The following is an 18,865-nucleotide window of genomic DNA, read 5'->3' as shown; positions in this document are numbered from 1 at the left end:
TCCATGCGGCGTCACCCGGCCCTGGGGAAGGGCCGGGGCCGCCGCAGCCCCTCAGTGACGGCGGGCGCCGTCCTCACCGAACACCACCACGGGATAGCCGTTGTAATTCTCCGGCGCGCCATGGTCGGGCGCCGTGACGCGCAGATAGATCAGCCCCTCGCCTATGCCCACGCCCACCACCGGGCGACCGGCTTCCGTCAGTTCCTTGAACAGGGCGCGCCCGGCCGCGGCCAAGGCATGGGAATCGGTCATCACGAATTCTCTCGTCCACATGGGGTGCGCCCATCCTTAAAGGCCGTTGCGGTCTGATGTCGGTTCAACGGCGGAGGGGCGGACACCGGGCGCAGTTTAACGGCGTGTTGTGAACCAAACCACCCCAATGTCCCGCATAGGCCTTTTTCGCCCCTTGCCCACCGGGGCGGTCCCCGCGACCCTATGCCCCACGTGGACGCCCCCGGAAACGGCTTCCCGATGGGAAGGATTAAACTGGGGCGCCACCCCGCAATCGCATGGCTGGCCCTTATGGTAACCGGTGGACAATTGCACTTCCGCCCGTCCATCCTGGATGCGGCGCGGGGGAGGCGCAGATGACGTTAATCATTTTTGCTGCGGGGGTTCGCGCGGATAATGACGGTTCCATGCGCATGCCTGTCCGCTTCTTCACAAAGATTACTGGATAGGTCATGGTGGCCCGGCGTCATCACCCTTCCGCGGGGGAAACCTTCCCGCGGCTGCACTGACTCTAAGCCAGCCTTGGCCATCGCGGCCGGGGCTGGCGATCATGGGGAGCGTAACCAATGAAAATCGGCGTACCCAAAGAGCGTCGACCGGGGGAGCTGCGCGTCGCCGCCTCGCCCGAGACGGTACGGAAATTCGTCGGGCTCGGCTTCGACGTCACCATCGAGACGGGCGCCGGCCTGGGCGCCGCCATCACCGATGATGCCTTCACCACCGCCGGCGCCACCATCGCGCCCGACGCCGCCAGCGCGCTGGCGGACGCGGACGTGGTGTTGAAGGTGCAGCGGCCGGAACCGGAGGAGCTGGCGCTGATCAAGCGCGGCGCCAAGCTGGCCGCCATCCTCAGCCCCTACGGCGACCCCGACCGGGTGAAGTCCTACGCCGATGCCGGCGTCGACGCCTTCGCCATGGAATTCATTCCCCGCATCACCCGCGCGCAAAGCATGGACGTGCTGTCCAGCCAGGCCAACCTGGCGGGATACCGCGCCGTGCTGGACGCGGCCTATGAGTTCGGCCGCGCCTTCCCCATGATGATGACGGCCGCTGGCACCGTGCCGCCGGCCCGCGCCTTCATCATGGGCGTGGGCGTGGCGGGCCTGCAGGCCATCGCCACCGCCCGCCGCCTGGGCGCCATCGTCTCGGCCACCGACGTGCGCCCGGCCACCAAGGAACAGGTGCAGTCGCTGGGCGCCACCTTCGTCGCGGTGGAGGATGAGGAGTTCCAGCAGGCGCAGACCGCCGGCGGCTACGCCAAGGAGATGAGCGCCGAGTACCGGGCCAAGCAGGCGGCCCTGGTGGCGGAGACCATCAAGAAGCAGGACATCGTCATCACCACGGCGCTGATCCCCGGCCGCAAGGCCCCGGTGCTGGTGACCGACGCCATGCTGCGGACCATGAAGCCCGGCGCCGTGGTCGTGGACCTGGCGGTGGAACAGGGCGGCAATGTCGAGGGCAGCGAGCCCGGGAAGATCGTGGAGAAGTACGGCGTGAAGATCGTGGGCCACACCAATGTGCCCAGCCGCATCGCCGTGGACAGCAGCGCGCTCTACGCCAAGAACCTGCTGAACTTCCTGACCCCCCTGGTGGACAAGGAAGCGAAGGCCCTGAAGATCGACTGGAACGACGAGATCATCAAGGGCACGGCCCTGACGCATGACGGCGCCGTCGTCCACCCGACCTTCGCCCCAGCGGCCCCCCCACCGGCGGCCCAACCGGCCCCGGCGCCCGCGCCTGAACCCGCCCCGGCCGCCGAACCGGCCGCCGCGCCCGAGAAAGCGGAGTAAGCCCCATGGACGCGCAAAACTACGCCAAGAACGCGGCCGACCTCGCCACCAACGCGCAGAAGCTGGCCGAGCAGGCCGCCAACGTCGCCAACCAGGCGACCCAGATCGCCACCGACCAGGCCCAGCAGGGCATGCCCTTCATCGTCACCGGCCTGACGGTTTTCGTGCTGGCGGTGTTCGTCGGCTACTACGTCGTCTGGCGGGTGACGCCGGCCCTGCACAGCCCGTTGATGAGCGTCACCAACGCCGTGTCATCGGTCATCATCGTCGGCGCGCTGATCGCCACCGGCGCCCACCACTTCGGCTTCTCCATGGTGATGGGCTTCCTGGCCGTCATCCTGGCGTCGGTGAACATCTTCGGAGGCTTCATGGTCACGCAGCGCATGCTGGCCATGTACAAGAAGAAGGCCCCTGCCCAGGGCGCCAAGAAGTAAGGGGGCCGGACCATCATGCTGATCGCGACTTCGCTCGCCTATCTCGCGGCCGCCGTGTGCTTCATCATGGCGCTGCGCGGGCTGTCCAGCCCGGAAACGGCCCGCAACGGCAACATGTTCGGCATCGCCGGCATGGCCATTGCCATCATCACCAGCCTGTTCGTGCTGCCGCAGTTCTCCTTCCTGGCGGCGGTGCTCATCATCGTCGGCATCGCGCTGGGCGGCACGGCGGGCGCGCACATCGCCCGCACCATCAAGATGACCTCGCTGCCGCAATTGGTGGCGGCCTTCCACAGCCTGGTGGGCCTGGCCGCCGTGTTCATCGCGGCCGCCGCCTTCTACGCGCCGGAGGAATACCGCATCGGCACGGACGGCGACATCCATGTCGGCTCCCTCATCGAGATGAGCCTGGGCATCGCCATCGGCGCCATCACCTTCACCGGCTCCCTGGTCGCCTTCCTGAAGCTGGACGGCCGCATGAGCGGCAAGCCCCTGGTCTTCCCCATGCAGCACCCGCTGAACGCCGCCCTGGCGGCCGGGCTGGTGCTGCTGATCCTGCTGCTGTGCGCGACGCAGAGCGCCTTCTTCTTCTGGCTGATCATCCTGGTGTCGCTGGGCCTGGGCTTCCTGCTGATCCTGCCCATCGGCGGCGCCGACATGCCGGTGGTCGTGTCCATGCTGAACAGCTATTCCGGCTGGGCGGCCTGCGGCATCGGCTTCACCCTGCAGAACCCGCTGCTGATCATCACCGGCGCGCTGGTCGGCTCCTCCGGCGCCATCCTCAGCTACATCATGTGCAAGGGGATGAACCGGTCCATCTTCAACGTCATCCTGGGCGGCTTCGGCGGTGACGCCGCCGCCGGTGCCGCGGCGGGCCCGGCGGGCGACCGCAGCTTCAAGTCCGGCTCCGCCGACGACGCCGCCTTCATCATGAAGAACGCGTCCAGCGTCATCATCGTGCCCGGCTATGGCATGGCGGTGGCCCAGGCGCAGCACGCCGTGCGCGAAATGGCGGACATCCTGAAGAAGGAAGGCGTGGACGTGAAATACGCCATCCACCCGGTGGCGGGCCGCATGCCCGGGCACATGAACGTGCTGCTGGCCGAGGCCAACGTGCCCTATGACGAGGTGTTCGAGCTGGACGAGATCAACCGCGATTTCAGCCAGGCGGATGTCGCCTACGTCATCGGCGCCAACGACGTCACCAACCCCGCCGCCAAGACCGACCCCAGCAGCCCGATCTACGGCATGCCCATCCTGGACGTGGAAAAGGCCAAGACCGTGCTGTTCATCAAGCGGTCCATGGGCGCCGGGTATGCCGGCGTGGAGAACGAGCTGTTCTTCCGCCCCAACACCATGATGTTGTTCGGCGACGCCAAGAAGGTCACCGAGGAGATCGTGAAGGCCATGTCCGGCGGACATTGATAAGTAACCCCCGGCAGGCGATAAGCCTTTCCGGTAAGCGCATGAGATGAGGCCCGGCGGAGCGATCCGCCGGGCCTTTCTCTTGGCCAGGGCAAACGAACGCGCTGGCGGCCCTTTACCCCTGCAACCGGCCAGTGCATTCTCAAGGCGCCAGACAATAATATGGGGCAGGCGGCGGGCATGAACGCTCTGGAATTCACCACGGTCAGCAAATCCTTCGCCGATTTGCTCGCCGTCAACGATTTGAGCTTCCAGGTGCGCGACGGGGAAGTGTTCGGCTTCCTGGGCGGCAATGGCGCGGGCAAGACCACCTCTTTGCGCATGGTCCTGGACATCATCCGCCCGGATAAGGGCGAAATCTCGATATTCGGGCGGCCGCCTGACCGGAAGCGCTCGGGCGAGATCGGCTTCCTGCCGGAAGAGCGGGGCCTGTACCGCACGATGAAGGTGCTGGACACCATCGTTTACTATGGCCGGCTGAAGGGCATGAGCACCGCCGACGCCCGCGCCGAGGGGCGGGCCCTGCTGGAGCGCTTCGGCCTCGCCACTTTCGACCGGACGCAGATCGACAAGCTGTCCAAGGGCATGGCGCAGAAGGTGCAACTGGCCACGGCGGTGGTGAACAAGCCGCGCCTGCTGATCCTGGACGAACCCTTTTCCGGCCTCGACCCGCTGAACCAGGGCTTGCTGGAGGATGAGATCAGGCGGGCGCGCGATGGCGGCGCCACGGTCATCTTTTCCACCCACGTCATGCAGCATGCCGAACGGCTGTGCGATCGCCTGCTGCTGCTGGCCAAGGGGCGCAAGCGGTTCGAGGGCACCCAGGATGAGGCGCGCGCCCTGCTGCCCGCCCGCCTGTCCGTGGTCACCCGGGCCGATCCCACCACCTTTCCCGGGGTGCAATCGGTCGACGCCGGCGCCCCCCTGGGCGACGGCTGGCGGGAGTGGGAAGTGAAGCTGGCGCCCGGGGTGGACCCGGGGGACGTCCTGGAACGCTGCGTCGCCGAGGGGGTGCCCCTCCGCCGCTTCGAACAGCGCCGGGCCAGCCTGCATGACGCCTTCGTCCACATCGTCGGCCCGTCGTTCATCGACCCCGCCGGAAAGCCCACCCCCGAAAAGCTGACCCAGGGAGCAGCGGCATGATCCGCCACATCCTGCTTGTCGCCACCCGTGAATTCCGCCAGATCACCGGCACCCGCAGCTTCTGGATCACCCTGCTGATCCTGCCCATCATGCTGGCGGCGGGCCCCATCATCCAAAGCATCATGAGCCGGGACGAGGTCGAACGGGTCATGATCATCGACCGGGGTGACGGCGGGGTGGAAGCCGCCATCCGCGACGCCTTTGAGCAGGAGGAGCAGCGCGCCACGCTGGTGCAGTTGGGCCGCTATGTCGAGCGCCACCACCTGGAAAGCGCCGATCCGCAGGCCCCCTGGGCGGCGCACGGCCGCTGGTACACCGACCAGGATGTCCGCCAGTTCAGGGCCAACGGCGGCCTGGCGGCGGCGCTGGTCCGCATCCAGGCCGTCGCCCCGCCGGAGCTGCCGGCCTTCACCGCCCCCAGGGCGGACTATTCCTTCGTGGCGGCGCCGGCCCCGGTGACCGCGACGCCCGACGCCGGGCTGGACACGGCCCTGCATCCCCTGTTGCACCCGGACAGCACCAGCGGGGGCGCCCCTGGGGGTCATGACGGCGCGATCAACTATGTGGTGCTGATCCCCGCCGACTTCGGCAGCGCCAGCCAAGTCAGGCTCTGGGCCAACGGGCAGCCGCATGGCGGTTTCGTCGACCGTTTGCAGCAGGTGCTGACCCGCGACCTGCGGACCCGATTCCTGGTGACCCATGGTGCCGCGGCCGAGGTCGCCGACGCCGCCGCGACGATCACGCCCATCGTCACCATCACCGCGCCGCCGCCGGGCGGTGGCGCGCGCGAGGCGATGCTGGTCCGGTCCATCCTGCCGCTGGTCGCCGCCTACATGCTGATGATGAGCCTCATGCTGTCCGGCAGCTGGATGCTGCAGAGCACGGTGGAGGAGCGGTCCAGCAAGCTGATCGAGGCCGTGCTGTCCTGCGTGACGCCGCATGAACTGATGTATGGCAAGCTGGCGGGAACCATCGCCGTGGGCCTGGCCATGATCGCGGTCTGGATCGGCTGCGCGTTCGTCGCCGCCTATGCGACCCATGGCGTGATCGCCGACATGATCCGGCCGGCGCTGGCGCCGCTGTCATCGCCGGGGGCCGTCGTCGTCATCGTCTACTTCCTGGTGATGGGCTATGTCGCCATCTCCGTCGTGTTCCTGGCCATCGGCGGCATCAGCGAGTCGATGCGCGACGCCCAGGCCTACCTGACACCAGTGATGCTGCTCATCCTGATGCCCGTCATCGCCCTGATCCAGGGCATCCTGGCGGGGGGCGGCGGCATCGGCATCGAGATCCTGACCTGGGTGCCCATCTGGACGCCCTTCGCCGTGCTGGCGCGGCTGGGCCTGGGCATGCCGACGTGGGAGGTGGTGGGCGCCGGCACCACCCTCGCCCTGTTCACCGTGGTGGAGGTGATGCTGCTGGGCCGGCTGTTCCGGGCCAGCATCCTGGCGGCGGGCTCACGGCCCAGCCTGGCCACCATCATCACCCGCATGCGCCGGGCCTGAGCCCCAAGGCCCTACGCCGCCACCCCGCTCTCCAGCACCGTCAGCGTCCGCGCCGTGGCGTCCAGGTGGGCCTGGACGCCCAGCGGCACGGTCAGGGTGTCGTCGGTATGGCCCAGGGCCAAGCCTGAGAAGACGGGGATGCCCAGGTCCCCCAGCACCAGGTCGAACACCTCGTTCAGGCCATAGGGCGAGGCATCGGAGGGCTTGTCGCAGCCGGCGCAGGCGCCGACGACGATGCCGGCGGCGGCCCACAGCTTGCCGGCATGCCGCAGGGTCCACAGCATGCGGGCGATGGCGTAGGGCGCCTCGTCCACATCCTCGAACATGAGGATGGCGCCGCGCGTGTCGATCTCCCACGGCGTGCCCATGGCGGCCATGATCATGGACAGGTTGCCGCCCACCAGGCGCCCGCCGGCCTGGCCCGGCGCGATGGTGCGCAGTGGGTAAACAGGACGGAGCGGATTACCCTCCTCCGGATTGCGCAAGGTCCCCACCGGCTCCGGCGCGCAAACGGCGCGGCGCAGCGCCTCCAGCGAATAAGGGGTGAACTTGGCCAGGCCCGGCATGCGGCCGTGGAAGGTGACCAGCCCCGCCCGGCGCGCGATGGCCAGGTGCAGCAGCGTCGGGTCGCTGAATCCTAAGAAGACCTTGGGATTGCGGCGGATCAGGTCGTAGTCCACGCGGTCTACGATCTCACTGATGCCGTAGCCGCCCCGCGCGCAGAAGACGCCCCGGATGGATGGATCGGCGACAAAGCCGTGCAGGTCGGACAGCCGTTCCTGGACGGCGGCCTTGAAGGCGCGCGACCGGTCGAGGAGATGCGGGGACAGCACCGGCACCAGGCCCAAGGCCTCAATGACGGCGGTGACCCGGTCGGCGACGGCGGGGTCATAGACGGCGGTGCTGAGATCCAGCACGCCCACCTTGTCACCAGCCCGCAGCATGGGGGGCTTGAGCAAGGCCGGGCCGGCCGCCACCGCCGGGCCCGCCGCCGTGATCATGGCGGCGGTGGTAAGGCCGGCCGTGGCCAGGCCCGTTCTTGTCAGGAAAGAACGCCGATCCAAAGCCATCCTCCTCATGGGTCAGGACGGCAGCTTAGAAGATGCCGGCGGGCCCGAAAACCCGCCGGCATCTCCAAGGCTCAGATGGGCATGCTCAGATCGGCGCCGTGGCCGCAGCCAGCCAGGCGGCGGCGTCCGCCTCCAGGTGCGGCCCCACCTTTTCCGCCACGCGGGCGTGATAGGCGTTCAGCCAGGCCTTCTCCGCCTCCGTCAGCAGCGACGGCTCGATCAGATTGCGGTCGATGGGCGCCAGGGTCAGGGACTCGAACGCCATCATGGGCAGGTCACCGCCCGGGATGGCGGCGGCGGGCTGCACCAACACCAGGTTCTCGATGCGAATGCCGTAGGCCCCGGTGCGGTAATAACCCGGCTCGTTCGACAGGATCATGCCCGGGACCAGGGCCACGGTGTTGGGCACCTTGGCGATGCGGGCCGATTCCTCATGCACCGAGAGGAAGCTGCCCACGCCGTGGCCGGTGCCATGGTCGTAGTCCAGGCCCTGGGCCCACAGGAACTGGCGGGCCAGGATGTCGATCTGCGACCCGGTGGTGCCCTTGGGGAAGCGTAGGGTGGCCAGGGCGATGTGCCCCTTCAGCACCAGGGTGAAGTGGCGCTTGGCCTCCACCGGGGGCGTGCCGATGGCCACCGTGCGGGTGATGTCGGTGGTGCCGTCCAGGTACTGCCCGCCGCTGTCGATCAGGTAGACGCTGTCCTTTTCCAGCACGCGGTTGGTTTCGGGGGCCGCGCGGTAATGGACGATGGCACCGTTGGGCCCGGCGCCGGAAATGCTGTCGAAGCTGGTGCCCCGGAACAGCGGCTGTTCCTTGCGGAAGTCGAACAGGCGGTCCGAGGCGTCGATCTCCGTCAGCGTGCCGTCGGCGGCGGCCCCGCTCAGCCAATGCAGGAAACGGGTGACGGCGACACCGTCACGGACATGGGCGGCGCGGGAGCCGGCGATCTCCACGGTGTTCTTGGCCGCCTTGCGGAAGACGGTGGGGTCGCGCTCCTTCACCACCTGGGCGCCGGCCTCGGTCAGGCGGTCGAACACCCAGGAGGCGGTCCAGACGGGGTCGACGCGCACCTTGCCGCCCGTGGCGCCCAGGGCCTCCAGGGCGCCACGCAGTTCCTCCGGCTTGCGGACGGAAACCTGGTTGCCCAGGTGGACCTCCAGCCCCGGCACCAGCTTGCGGTTGTCGATGAACAGGTCGACGTCGCCGTCGTTGGTCAGCAGGGCGTAAGACAGCGGCAGGGGCGTGTTGGGCACGTCGCCGCCCCGGATGTTCAGCAGCCAGGCGATGCCGTCCGGCTGGGTCAGCACGGCGGCCAGCTCGCCATTGCGCTTCAGCTCGGCCGCGATCTCCGCCCGCTTGTCGGCGGAGGACTGGCCGGCATGGGCCAGCGTATGGGCGACCACGGGCCCCAGCGGGGCGGAGGGGCGGTCATGCCAGATGGCGTCCAGCGGGTTGGTGTCCACCGCCACCAGCGTGGCGCCGGCGCGGGCCAACGCCGTCTTCATGCGCTCGATCCAGCCCACGGTGTGCAGCCACGGATCATAGCCGATGCGCCCGCCCTGCCGGACCACGCCGGCGATCCAGTCGCCATGGAAGGTCTCGGTCAGGTGATGGCGCTCATAGAGGCTGCCGGAAACCTGGGCCTGGGCCTGCAGGGTGTAACGGCCATCGACGAAAATGGCGGCGCGGTCGCGCAGCACCACGGCCACGCCGGCGGACCCGGTGAAGCCGGTGATCCAGGCCAGGCGCTCACCCCGCGCCGGCACGTATTCCCCCTGGTATTCGTCGGCGCGGGGGATGATGAAACCGTCCAGATCGGCGCGGGCCAGTTCACTGCGCAACGCCGCCACCCGGGCGGCGATGTCCCCCACCTGCGGCGGGGGCGGCGCCCCGATCAGCGACTTCAGCGCCGTCAGTTGCGCCGCCAGTTCGTCCGGCAGATCGGTGCCGAACAGGGACAGGAAATGCGCGGGGTCCACATCCTCCGGCGCCGCCCGAACGCCGCGCAGCAACTCCCTCACCCCGGCGACGTCACGGTCGATGCCGGCCGCCTTCAGCAGGCGGGCCAACTCGGCATCGCCACCATAGGGGGCGGCGGCGGCGGGGGAAGTATGGGTGCTATCCACGGGTAAGACGCCTCTCTCAAGACCGGCAAGCGGGCGGCCGATTGATGTGGGGGACGAACCTAGGACGCGGCATGGCCGCGCGCAAGGGCATGCGCCCCCAAGCCCGATAGCGCCAGTGTAGGCGAGGCTTTTGACAGCATCAAATTTTTTGGTGGGGAGAGGAAGCGTCGCGGCGGGGACCAACGCGGGGAGAAGACCCCCGCCGCGACTTACCGGCGCCGGTCGCCCGATGCCGTGTTCGCGGGGACCGGTCCTCCCAGGAAGGACGACCGGTCACCATCGGGCTTCGTGATACGCCGCGACCCCGGGGCTGTCTGCCGCGTTTACAGTCTGGTTACATGAATTTACAGAAGGGAAAACGCCGTCCGGAAGGGCGGGCGTCAGCCCTTCATCACCAGGGTGTTCCACTCGCCAATCTGATAGCGGCGCACCAGCTTCAGACCCTGGCGGCGGTGGGCGGCGATCACCAGCTTTTCCTGCCGGGCCAACAGGCCGGACAGCACGGCGACGCCACCCCGGCGCAGGTTGCGGCGCAGTTGCGGCGCCATGCGGGCCAGGGGCCGCGCCAGGATGTTGGCGACGATCAGGTCATAGGGGCCCTTCTGCCGCACGATGGGGGTGCGATAGCCGTCGCCGCCGCGGCAGGTCACCAGCTTGTCCACCTTGTTCAGGCGGGCGTTCTCCGCCGCGATCATGATGGACAGGGCGTCGATGTCCACCGCCGCCACCGGGGCGTGCCACAGCTTGGCGATGGCGAAGGCCAGGATGCCGGAGCCGCAGCCCATGTCCAGCGCCCGGGTCACGGGCATGGACTTGTTGAGGTCGCTCAAGGCCCGCAGGCAGCCCTGGGTGGTGGCGTGCTCACCGGAACCGAAGGCCATCGCGGCCTCGATCAGCAGGCCGATGCAGCCAGCGGGCACCGGCTTCTTGTGGTGGCTGCCGTGGACGAAGAAGCGGCCGGCGCGGATGGGCGGGAAGCTGAGATAGGTCTGGGTGACCCAGTCGATGGGGGCCAGCGGCTCCACCTCGATCTGCGGCTGCGGCACCCCCAGGGCCATGGCCAGGACGGTGACACGGGCCACCAGGCGGGACTGGTCGGGCTCACCATGGCTGGTGCCCTCGATCAGCCAGTTGCCGCCCTCCTCCAACTCGAAGGTGGACACGGCGTCGACATGGCTCTCCAGCACCTGGGCGAAGTTCTGCACCACGTCCTCATGCACCGTCAGTGCGACCCGCCACATGCCCGACATCACCGACACTCCCCGCAAAAATCATGAAGCCCATGGGAAAAGGTTCCGGCGGGCTGCCCCGCCGGAACCTGCGCATCCTCTATAAACGGTGCTGATTCGCCTGTGAAGGAAATCAGTCCTTCTGATCCAGCAACCGTTCCATCTCGGTGATGACCGTGTCCATGCGCCGCACCAGCGCCTGGTAGGGGGCCGGCGAGGCCATGTCCAGGCCGGCCCGCTTCAGCACGTCGACCGGATAGTCCGAGCCACCGGCCTTCAGCACCGCCAGGTAGGTATCGCGCGCCGCCGGGCCGCCATCCCGGATCTTCTCCGTGAAATAGGCGGAGGCGGAGATGGAGGTGGCATACTGATAGACGTAGAAGGGCCGGTAGAAGTGGGGGATGAAGGCCCATTCCGCCGCGTACACCGGGTCGATCTGCATCACGCCCTGGTCGGCGCCGTGATACTTGCGCAGGAGATCCAGGTAGATCTCGGTCATGCGCTTGCCCGACATGGGCTCACCCTTCTCCACCGCATCATGCACCCGCAGCTCGAACTCGGCGAACATGGTCTGGCGGAAGAAGGTGCCGCGGATGGTCTCCAGCTCATTGCCCAGGTACAGCAGCTTTTCCTGGCGTGTCTTGGCATTGGCCAGCATGTAGTCGGACAGCAGGAACTCGTTGGCCGTCGACGCGATCTCCGCCATGAACAGGGAATAGCCCGACAGTTCATAGGGCTGGCTGCGGTTGGCGAAGGTGGTGTGCATGGCGTGGCCCCACTCATGGGCCAACGTGGAGACGGAGTTGTAATTGTCCTGGTAGTTCAGGAAGACGACGGGATGCAGGCCGTAGACACCGGTCTGGTACGCGCCGGACTGCTTGCCCTCCTGCGGGTAGGCATGCATCCAGCGGTGGCTGAATCCGTCCGCCAGGGCCTTCTGGTACTCCTCACCCAGCGGCTTCACCGCCGCCAGCACCAGCTTCTCCCCCTCCTGGATGGGGAACTTGGCGTCCGACTGCACCAGGGGCGGATAGATGTCGTAATAGTGCAGGTCGGGCAGGTTCAGCATGCGCTGCCGCAGCTTGAAATAGCGGTGCAGCGTGGGCAGGCCCTTGTTGGCCTCCGCCACCAGGGTGCGATAGACGGCTTCGGGAATGTCGTTGCTGGACAGGGACGCCGCCACCGCCGACGGGTAATGGCGCAGCTTGGACTGGATGACGTCGCCCTGCACCGTGTTGCCCAGGGTGGAACCCATGGTGTTGGCGTACTGGCCGAACTTGGTCCAGAAGGCGTCGAACACGGCCTTGCGCACGGCGCGGTCCGGGTCTTCCCGGTACTTCTGGTAATTGGCCTGGGTCAGCTTCACCGACTTGCCGTTCGGAAGCGTGATGGTCGGCCAATCGATATCGGCGTTGGCCAGCAGGTTATAGGTGGTGCCCCCACCGCCCAGCGCCGGGCCCAGCGCCGCCAGCACACCCTCCGCCTCCGCCCCCAGCGTGTGGGGCTTCAGGCGCAGGGCGTCGTGCAGGCCGAAGCCGAACTTGGCCAGCTTGGGCTCGGCCTTGAGGTAGGCGTCGACCTTGGCGGCCCCCAGGTCCTGGATTTCCGGCGACAGCCAGGCGGTGGCGGCCGACACCTCGCCCGCCAGGTCCTGCGCCAGGCCGTCACGCTCCTGCGCGGCGGCGTCGCGCGTATCGGTGTTGGCGATGGTGCTGGCGTAGGTGCCCACCTGTTCCAGCTCATGATTGACGTGGGAAATGGCCTCCAGCGCCGCCAGGGTGGCGGCGGGGCCCTGGGCCAGCGTGCCCTTGTACTTGGCCAAGCCCGGCAGTTCCGCCTTGATCCTGGCCCGCGCCGCGTCCCAGTCGGCCGTCGACTTGTAATAGTCGCTCAGGTCCCAGATGTACTTGGGGTCGACCTTGGGATCGTCCGCGGCGCGCGCCGGCACGGTCAGCGCCAGCAGGGAAAGGGTGGACGCCGCCGCCAGGACGGTGCGGCGCAAGGTGGTTTTGCCCGACATTAAGAAGAGCCCCCGATGTCATGGCCCGAATGGGCGCGGGCGGGCCGGCGACATGCGGCCCGCAGATTGCGCCCTTTATATCAGGCACTTGGCCTTAACGCGCCCGATGGTTTGTAACCGGCGCGTTACGGGGTGCCCGCCGGAGCCGAAGCCTGCGTCACCCGCGCCTGATACTCCTGCCGCTGCCGCTCCCCCGCCTCATCGAACAGGAATGGCAGATAGGCGTAGCGGCGGCCCCGGGTGACGGCCATGGCCTCATGCAGCAGGCTGCAGGAGAAGACCACGGCACCGCCGGTGGGCGCGCGATAGGTGTGGGAACTGAACTCGGGGAAGCGCAAGTCGCCGCCCTCATACTCCTCCGCGTTCAGGTTCACGGTGACGGCGAAGCGGCGATGGGCCGTGCCGGCGGCGGTGTTGTCGCGATGCGCCCGGAAATGCCCCCCTCCGCCGCGTCGTAACAGGCGACGACGTGCCGCTCCATGCGGGTGGCCTCGAACGCGAAGGCCTGACGCACCTGGGGCAATAGGCGGCGGGCGATGCGCTCGGTTGCGGCCTGGCACACCGCCTCCTCCTCCATGAAATAGTCGCGGCGGCGTTTGCGGTCATAGTCGTAGACCCCCACCAAGCGACCATCGACCTCGTTCATCACCCCGGAATCCAAGCCGCCGTGCCGCTCATGCAGGGCGATCAGCACCCGGCAGAAATCCGGCTCGAACACCCGGGGCACCACCAGCACGGGCGCCCGCACCTCAATCCCCGCATGCAGGGCCGGCGGCGGCAGCGACGCCAGCGCCGCCATGACGCGATCCGTTTCCGCCGCTGGCGCCGCCATCAGCACCCGGAGGGTGGGGTCCAGCAGCAGCCAGAAGGCGGCGTGCGCCCCGTCAGCGTCAACGGCGCCATATCCCCGGCTGAGGCTGGCGTCGTAATCCAGGAAATAGCGGATGCCCGGGATCTGGGGCGCCACACGGCCGGCGGCATCGTCCCCGGCATCGGTGGTGACACCGAAGAAGCACAGCCGCTCATCATCGAACAGCGCGCGGTGCGCGGCCACGGCGCCCAGCATGGCAGCCCCGTCCCCGTCCGCGGCGGAGGCGAAGAAGCCCAGCAGGGCATGGCGGCCGGCGACGCTGTCCAGGGCATAGCGCGGATGGCTGTGCGTGGGTCCATTGAACCACGGAACGGACTCGCCGCAGGAAAACCGTTCCCAAGGGGCTGATGCCGACATGACGACCTGACTTCCTAAAGGCACCTGTGAGGACCACCATAGCAGCAACCCACCCCCCAGCCGCCAGGGGGCGTTCTGCCGCTGGCACCGGCGTCAGCCGCCCGGCACCGCCGCCGTCAGATAGGCGGACAGCACCAGCCGCATCTCCTGGAACAGGGCCGCGGCCTCCGCTTCCTGCGCCAATTCGGGAATGGTCTTCATCAGGTGCAACAGCATGATGGAGAGAAGATCGGCCCGTTCGGCCGACAGCCCAGGCGCATGGGCGGACAACACGCCGGCCATACGGCCACGGATAACGCCGAGCAGATAGCGCCGCCGGTTGGCGCCGTCCACACGGGCATCCATCAGCACCTTCAGCGCCGTACGCTCGCTTTTCAGCGCCATCATCAGATCCAGCAGCGCATCCGCCATCTGGGCCGCCGTCATATCGGACGCCCGGGCGGCGATGGCGTCCAGGCCGGCCCCCGCCCGCTCGCCATAGCGGTGCAGCAACCCCTCCGCCAAGGCCTCCTTGGATGGGAAGAAGCGGTAGAGGGATCCGATGGCCGTGCTGGAGCGGGCCGCGATCTCCGTCATCGTGGCGGCGTCATAGCCCTTTTCCGCGAACACCAGGGTGGCCGCGTCCAGCAGCGCCGCCACGCGCATCCGCCCCCGCGCGCGCTTGGGCGCGCGGCCGGCATCGGTGGCCCCGGTCGCGTCCGTATCAGTGGATGTTGACTTTTGCGAGGACATCCTCAACTATCCGTTATGCGAGACCATCCTCGCATAACACGGGCCACCGCCGCCGTCACGTTCCGCGATAGCGACGACAGGAAGGGGGGCCGTCCGGCCTTCAGCGGGCCGACCTTCAGCGGGAGGAGCCGCATGAGGACCACCCTGGATAGCCGCCTGCCCCTGATCCCCCAGCATCTCGACCTCCAGTTCTTGCCATCCGGCCAGACCTCCCATGGCGTTCCCACCGACCAGGGCCATTGGCTGGGGCGTCTGCTGCGCGGCGTGCGCGCCGGCGATGGACGCCTGGTCATCAACCACGCCCATGTCAAAGATGCGCCGGCCACCCTGCGCCTGAGCAGCCCGGCCTTCGCCCAGGGCGGCGCCATCCCCCTGCGGCATGCCGGCGGCGGCCTGGGCGACAACCTGTCGCCCGCCTTGAGCTGGACGGGGGCGCCGGCCGGCACGGCGGCGCTGGTGCTGGTAATCCAGGACCCGGACGCGCCCCTGCCCCGGCCGGTCACCCATCTGCTGGCCACCGGCATCGCACCGACGCGCAAAACCTTTGACGAGGGTGAGCTGTGCCCCCGCGTGGGCAACGGCGTCACCCTGGGCCGCGGCCTGTTCGGCCGCGTGGGCTATGCCGGCCCCAGGCCCCTGCGCGGCCATGGCCCCCACCGCTATGTCTTCCAGCTGCTGGCCCTGGAACACCCGCTGGCCCTGCCGGAACTGCCCAGCCTGGGCGACCTGCTGGCGGCCCTAACGCCCCAGACCGTGCTGGCCTGGGGCGCCCTGACGGGAACTTTCGAGCGGGCTTGAGGACGCCAAGCCGGCGGATGCCGGCGCCTGGCGCCTGGCGCCTGGGGGGACAATAGAACTCCCTATTTCCCCGCCTGATCCGCCGGCACGACGAAGCTGTCCATGACCTTCTTCGTGCCGGAGTGTTCGAAGTAGATCTCCAGCTTGTCGTTTTCCACCGCCTTCACCACGCCATAGCCGAACTTCTGGTGGAAGACGCGGGCGCCGGGGCGGAAAGGCGCGTCCGGGCGGGCACGGGGGGTGACGTCCAGGGCCGTGCCTTCGATCAGGCGGCTGGTGCGGTTGCCCGCCGGCGCCTGGCGGCCCATCCGGTTGAAGCTGTCGCTGAAACTGTCGCTGCGGCCCCCCCAGGACGAGCCGCCCCGGCTGTAGCCGCCATCGGTGCCGCCCATCCCCGCCCCCCAATGCCCGGAGGTGAGCCCGGGGTCGTTCTCCACCGTGATGTGCTCCTCAGGCAGTTCGCCGATGAAGCGGGACGGCAGGCTGGTGGACCAGGTGCCATGGATGCGGCGGTTGGCGGCGTGGCTTATATAGACGCGCTTGCGGCCCCGGGTGATGCCGACATAGGCCAGACGCCGCTCCTCCTCCAGCCCCGCGATGCCGTTCTCATCCAGGGTGCGCTGGCTAGGGAACACCCCCTCCTCCCACCCCGGCAGGAAGACCACGTTGAACTCCAGCCCCTTGGCGCCGTGCAGGGTCATGAGCGAGACCTGGGCGGAATCCACCGTCTCCGCGTTCTCCATCACCAGGCTGACATGCTCCAGGAAGCCCAGCAGGTTCTCGAACTCGCCCATGGCGTTGACGAGTTCCTTGAGGTTTTCCAGGCGGCCCGGCGCCTCCGGCGTCTTGTCCTCCTGCCACATGCGGGTGTAGCCGCTCTCATCCAGGATGGCTTGGGCCAGGTCGGTGTGGCGCACGGTGTCCATCTGCGCCCGCCAGCGGGCGAAGTCCTCCACCAGGCCGCGCAGGGTGCCGCGCACCTTGGGCTTCAGCTCATCCGTCTCGGTCAGGCGCCAAGTCGCCTCCAGCAGCGGCACGCCCAGGGCGCGGCTGGTCTGGTATAGCTGCTGGATGGTGGCGGGGCCGATGCCGCGCTTGGGCGTGTTGATGATGCGCTCGAACGCCAGATCGTCCGCTGGCTGCGCGACCACGCGCAGATAGGCCATGGCGTCGCGGATTTCCAGGCGCTCATAGAAGCGCTGGCCGCCCACCACGCGATAGGGCAGGCCCAGGGTGATGAAACGCTCTTCGAACTCACGGGTCTGGAAGCCGGCGCGCACCAGCACGGCCATCTGATCCAGGCTCATGCCCTTGCGCTGCAGCGCCTCCACCTCGTCACCCACCCAGCGCGCCTCGCTGTCGGCGTCCCACAGGCCGCGCAGGCGCACCTTCTCCCCGCCCTCGGCCTCGGTCCACAGCGTCTTGCCCAGGCGGCCCTGGTTGTGGGCGATAACGCCGGCGGCGGCCCCCAGGATATGCCCGGTGGAGCGGTAGTTCTGTTCCAGGCGGATGACCTTGGCGCCGGGAAAGTCCTGCTCGAACCGCAGGATGTTGCCCACCTCCGCCCCGCGCCAGCCATAGATGGACTGGTCGTCGTCACCGACGCAGCAGATGTTGTGATGCGCCTGGGCCAACAGGCGCAGCCACAAATACTGCGCCACGTTGGTGTCCTGGTACTCGTCCACCAGGATGTAGCGGAAGCGGCGATGATAATCCGCCAGCACGTCCGAATGGGCCTGGAACAGGGTGATGTTGTGCATCAGCAGGTCGCCGAAGTCGCAGGCGTTCAGCGTGCGCAGGCGTTCCTGGTATTGGCGGTACAGGGTCAGCACCTTGCCGCCGGCGGCCTCGCCCGCGTCCTCGGGGCGCAGGCGGTCGGGCGGCAGGGCCCGGTCCTTCCACCGCTCGATGACCGACAGCAGCAGGCGGGCCGGCCACTTCTTGGCGTCCACCCCCTCCGCCTCCATCAGCTGCTTCAGCAGGCGCAACTGGTCGTCGGTGTCCAGGATGGTGAAGCTGGAGGTCAGTCCCACCAGCTCGGCATGGCGGCGCAGGATGCGGGCGGCCAGGGCGTGGAAGGTGCCCATCCACCAGCCCTCGGTATCGCCCCCGACCAGCGCGCCCACGCGCTCGCGCATTTCGCGCGCCGCCTTGTTGGTGAAGGTGACGGCCAGGATGTTCCAGGGGCTGACGCGCCGGGTCATCAGCAGATGGGCCAGGCGGGTGGTCAGCGCCCGGGTCTTGCCCGTGCCGGCGCCGGCCAGCACCAGGACGGGGCCGTCCAGCGCTTCCACCGCCTCGCGCTGCGCCGGGTTCAACGCATCGAGATAGGCGGGGGACCAGCCGGGCGGCGGCGGCGGGGGCGGCGCTGGCGCCGGGCGCGGGGCGGTGGCGGTGGGCGCGGCAAGGGGTGCGCCCGCCTGGCGCCCGTCCTTTTCAGGCTGGGCGGGCTTGGGCGGTGCTGGCGGGTCCAGACGGGAAAACAGATCGGTCATGATGGGAACATATATAGCACACGCGCCGCCCGCGTCTGCCCCCCGCTTAAGCGCCATCGGGCAGGCTACCCCATCCGCTGGACCCACCCGCCGGAAGAACGCCCCGGCGAAAGCCAGAGCACCTATCCCGTTGCACAAGTGGTTCATATGGTGGAAAGATGAGGGTCGACGTGATGAAGCCCTTCGTCCGGCCCATGCTGTATGGGCGGCGGCCGGCGAAGCGGGGAGTGAACCGATGAACCTGCGCTTGAACGATACCAAGACGCTGCAAGCGATCGGCATCCTGGCCGACGTCCTGGACGACCTGTCCGGGCCGGAGCGGCTGGAATGCCTCATGGCGGCCAACGCCTTGCGCCAGGTTCTGGAAACCCGGTCGGAAAACGCGCTGGTCTTCGCCCGGGAGGCGTTCGAGTCGCTGGAGCCCGACGTGCGCCGGCAAATCCAGACGGACGCGACGGAGGCGGCCGTCAAGGTGGTGACCACCACCCGGTCGCCCGGCACGCTGCGCGCCACCCGCGACCGCAAGTCCACCGGCAGCGCCTTCCTGGACGCCATCAACGCCGGCGGCATGAAGACCGAGCGCAAGTGGTAAGGGTGCGGCGCCGCGCCTAAAGCGCCATACCGGCTGGCTGTCTAG

16 protein-coding genes are annotated in these 18,865 nt (G+C 68.5%); 7 read left to right on the top strand and 9 right to left on the bottom strand.

The features are described from left to right. Positions 1 to 51: 51 nt before the first annotated feature. Positions 52 to 252: a hypothetical protein gene (locus tag ULB03_RS10665; protein WP_244909245.1), complete on the bottom strand. Its 201-nt coding sequence runs from the start codon at positions 250 to 252 to the stop codon at positions 52 to 54. A gap of 545 nt (positions 253 to 797) precedes the next feature. Here ULB03_RS10665 and ULB03_RS10660 point away from each other — a divergent pair. From ULB03_RS10660 to ULB03_RS10640, 5 genes are all read left to right on the top strand, one after another. Next, on the top strand, positions 798 to 2,021 hold the full coding sequence (locus tag ULB03_RS10660) for a Re/Si-specific NAD(P)(+) transhydrogenase subunit alpha (RefSeq protein WP_322483113.1): 1,224 nt from the start codon (positions 798 to 800) through the stop codon (positions 2,019 to 2,021). 5 nt (positions 2,022 to 2,026) lie between these two features. Further along, positions 2,027 to 2,455: an NAD(P) transhydrogenase subunit alpha part 2 gene (locus ULB03_RS10655; protein WP_040848625.1), complete on the top strand. Its 429-nt coding sequence runs from the start codon at positions 2,027 to 2,029 to the stop codon at positions 2,453 to 2,455. Positions 2,456 to 2,470: 15 nt separating this feature from the next. Next, positions 2,471 to 3,880: an NAD(P)(+) transhydrogenase (Re/Si-specific) subunit beta gene (locus ULB03_RS10650; RefSeq protein ID WP_145729520.1), complete on the top strand. Its 1,410-nt coding sequence runs from the start codon at positions 2,471 to 2,473 to the stop codon at positions 3,878 to 3,880. Between the two features lie 180 nt (positions 3,881 to 4,060). Continuing rightward, positions 4,061 to 5,023 carry an ABC transporter ATP-binding protein gene (locus tag ULB03_RS10645; protein WP_322483112.1) on the top strand — a complete coding sequence of 321 codons (963 nt, stop codon included), beginning with the start codon at positions 4,061 to 4,063 and terminating at the stop codon, positions 5,021 to 5,023. Beyond that, complete coding sequence (locus ULB03_RS10640) at positions 5,020 to 6,528, top strand: ABC transporter permease (protein WP_322483111.1); 1,509 nt, start codon at positions 5,020 to 5,022, stop codon at positions 6,526 to 6,528. Before ULB03_RS10645 ends, ULB03_RS10640 begins: the two co-directional genes overlap by 4 nt. 11 nt (positions 6,529 to 6,539) lie before the next feature. Here ULB03_RS10640 and ULB03_RS10635 read toward each other — a convergent pair whose 3' ends face one another. The 7 genes from ULB03_RS10635 to ULB03_RS10605 all read right to left on the bottom strand — a co-directional run bounded on the left by ULB03_RS10635 (position 6,540) and on the right by ULB03_RS10605 (position 14,935). Then, positions 6,540 to 7,592, bottom strand: coding sequence for a S66 peptidase family protein (locus tag ULB03_RS10635; RefSeq protein ID WP_322483110.1), 1,053 nt, complete (start codon positions 7,590 to 7,592; stop codon positions 6,540 to 6,542). 91 nt (positions 7,593 to 7,683) lie between these two features. After that, a complete protein-coding gene (locus tag ULB03_RS10630) occupies positions 7,684 to 9,726 on the bottom strand; it encodes an aminopeptidase P family protein (protein ID WP_322483109.1) in 2,043 nt (680 codons plus the stop codon). 380 nt (positions 9,727 to 10,106) lie between these two features. Beyond that, the gene (locus tag ULB03_RS10625; RefSeq protein WP_322483108.1) at positions 10,107 to 10,967 is read right to left on the bottom strand and encodes a 50S ribosomal protein L11 methyltransferase; all 861 of its coding nucleotides are present in this window, start codon (positions 10,965 to 10,967) and stop codon (positions 10,107 to 10,109) included. 121 nt (positions 10,968 to 11,088) lie between these two features. Then, positions 11,089 to 12,975: an oligoendopeptidase F gene (gene pepF / locus ULB03_RS10620; protein ID WP_322483107.1), complete on the bottom strand. Its 1,887-nt coding sequence runs from the start codon at positions 12,973 to 12,975 to the stop codon at positions 11,089 to 11,091. A gap of 125 nt (positions 12,976 to 13,100) precedes the next feature. Then, on the bottom strand, positions 13,101 to 13,436 hold the full coding sequence (locus tag ULB03_RS10615; RefSeq protein ID WP_322483816.1) for a 2OG-Fe(II) oxygenase: 336 nt from the start codon (positions 13,434 to 13,436) through the stop codon (positions 13,101 to 13,103). After that, positions 13,346 to 14,203 carry a 2OG-Fe(II) oxygenase gene (locus ULB03_RS10610; RefSeq protein WP_322483106.1) on the bottom strand — a complete coding sequence of 286 codons (858 nt, stop codon included), beginning with the start codon at positions 14,201 to 14,203 and terminating at the stop codon, positions 13,346 to 13,348. The genes ULB03_RS10615 and ULB03_RS10610 overlap by 91 nt, the downstream gene beginning before the upstream one ends. Before the next feature lie 93 nt (positions 14,204 to 14,296). Next, the gene (locus ULB03_RS10605) at positions 14,297 to 14,935 is read right to left on the bottom strand and encodes a TetR/AcrR family transcriptional regulator (protein WP_322483105.1); all 639 of its coding nucleotides are present in this window, start codon (positions 14,933 to 14,935) and stop codon (positions 14,297 to 14,299) included. A 132-nt stretch (positions 14,936 to 15,067) separates the two neighbouring features. Between ULB03_RS10605 and ULB03_RS10600 the strand changes: the two genes are divergently transcribed. After that, positions 15,068 to 15,733 (top strand): YbhB/YbcL family Raf kinase inhibitor-like protein, encoded by a 666-nt coding sequence (locus ULB03_RS10600; protein WP_322483104.1) that lies wholly within the window; start codon positions 15,068 to 15,070, stop codon positions 15,731 to 15,733. Positions 15,734 to 15,795: 62 nt separating this feature from the next. On the opposite strand, the gene ULB03_RS10595 is transcribed toward ULB03_RS10600, so the two are convergent. Further along, positions 15,796 to 18,228, bottom strand: coding sequence for an ATP-dependent helicase (locus tag ULB03_RS10595; protein WP_322483103.1), 2,433 nt, complete (start codon positions 18,226 to 18,228; stop codon positions 15,796 to 15,798). A 235-nt stretch (positions 18,229 to 18,463) separates the two neighbouring features. Here ULB03_RS10595 and ULB03_RS10590 point away from each other — a divergent pair, with 235 nt between their 5' ends. Continuing rightward, entirely contained in the window at positions 18,464 to 18,820 is a 357-nt protein-coding gene (locus ULB03_RS10590) for a hypothetical protein (RefSeq protein WP_322483102.1), read from the top strand. Positions 18,821 to 18,865 lie beyond the last annotated feature (45 nt).

This window comes from Nitrospirillum goiasense (genome assembly GCF_034427435.1).
In the GTDB taxonomy this organism is placed as follows: Bacteria; Pseudomonadota; Alphaproteobacteria; order Azospirillales; family Azospirillaceae; genus Nitrospirillum.
The sequence above is the reverse complement of the archived record's forward strand: the minus strand, read 5'-3'. Positions and strand labels throughout refer to the sequence as shown.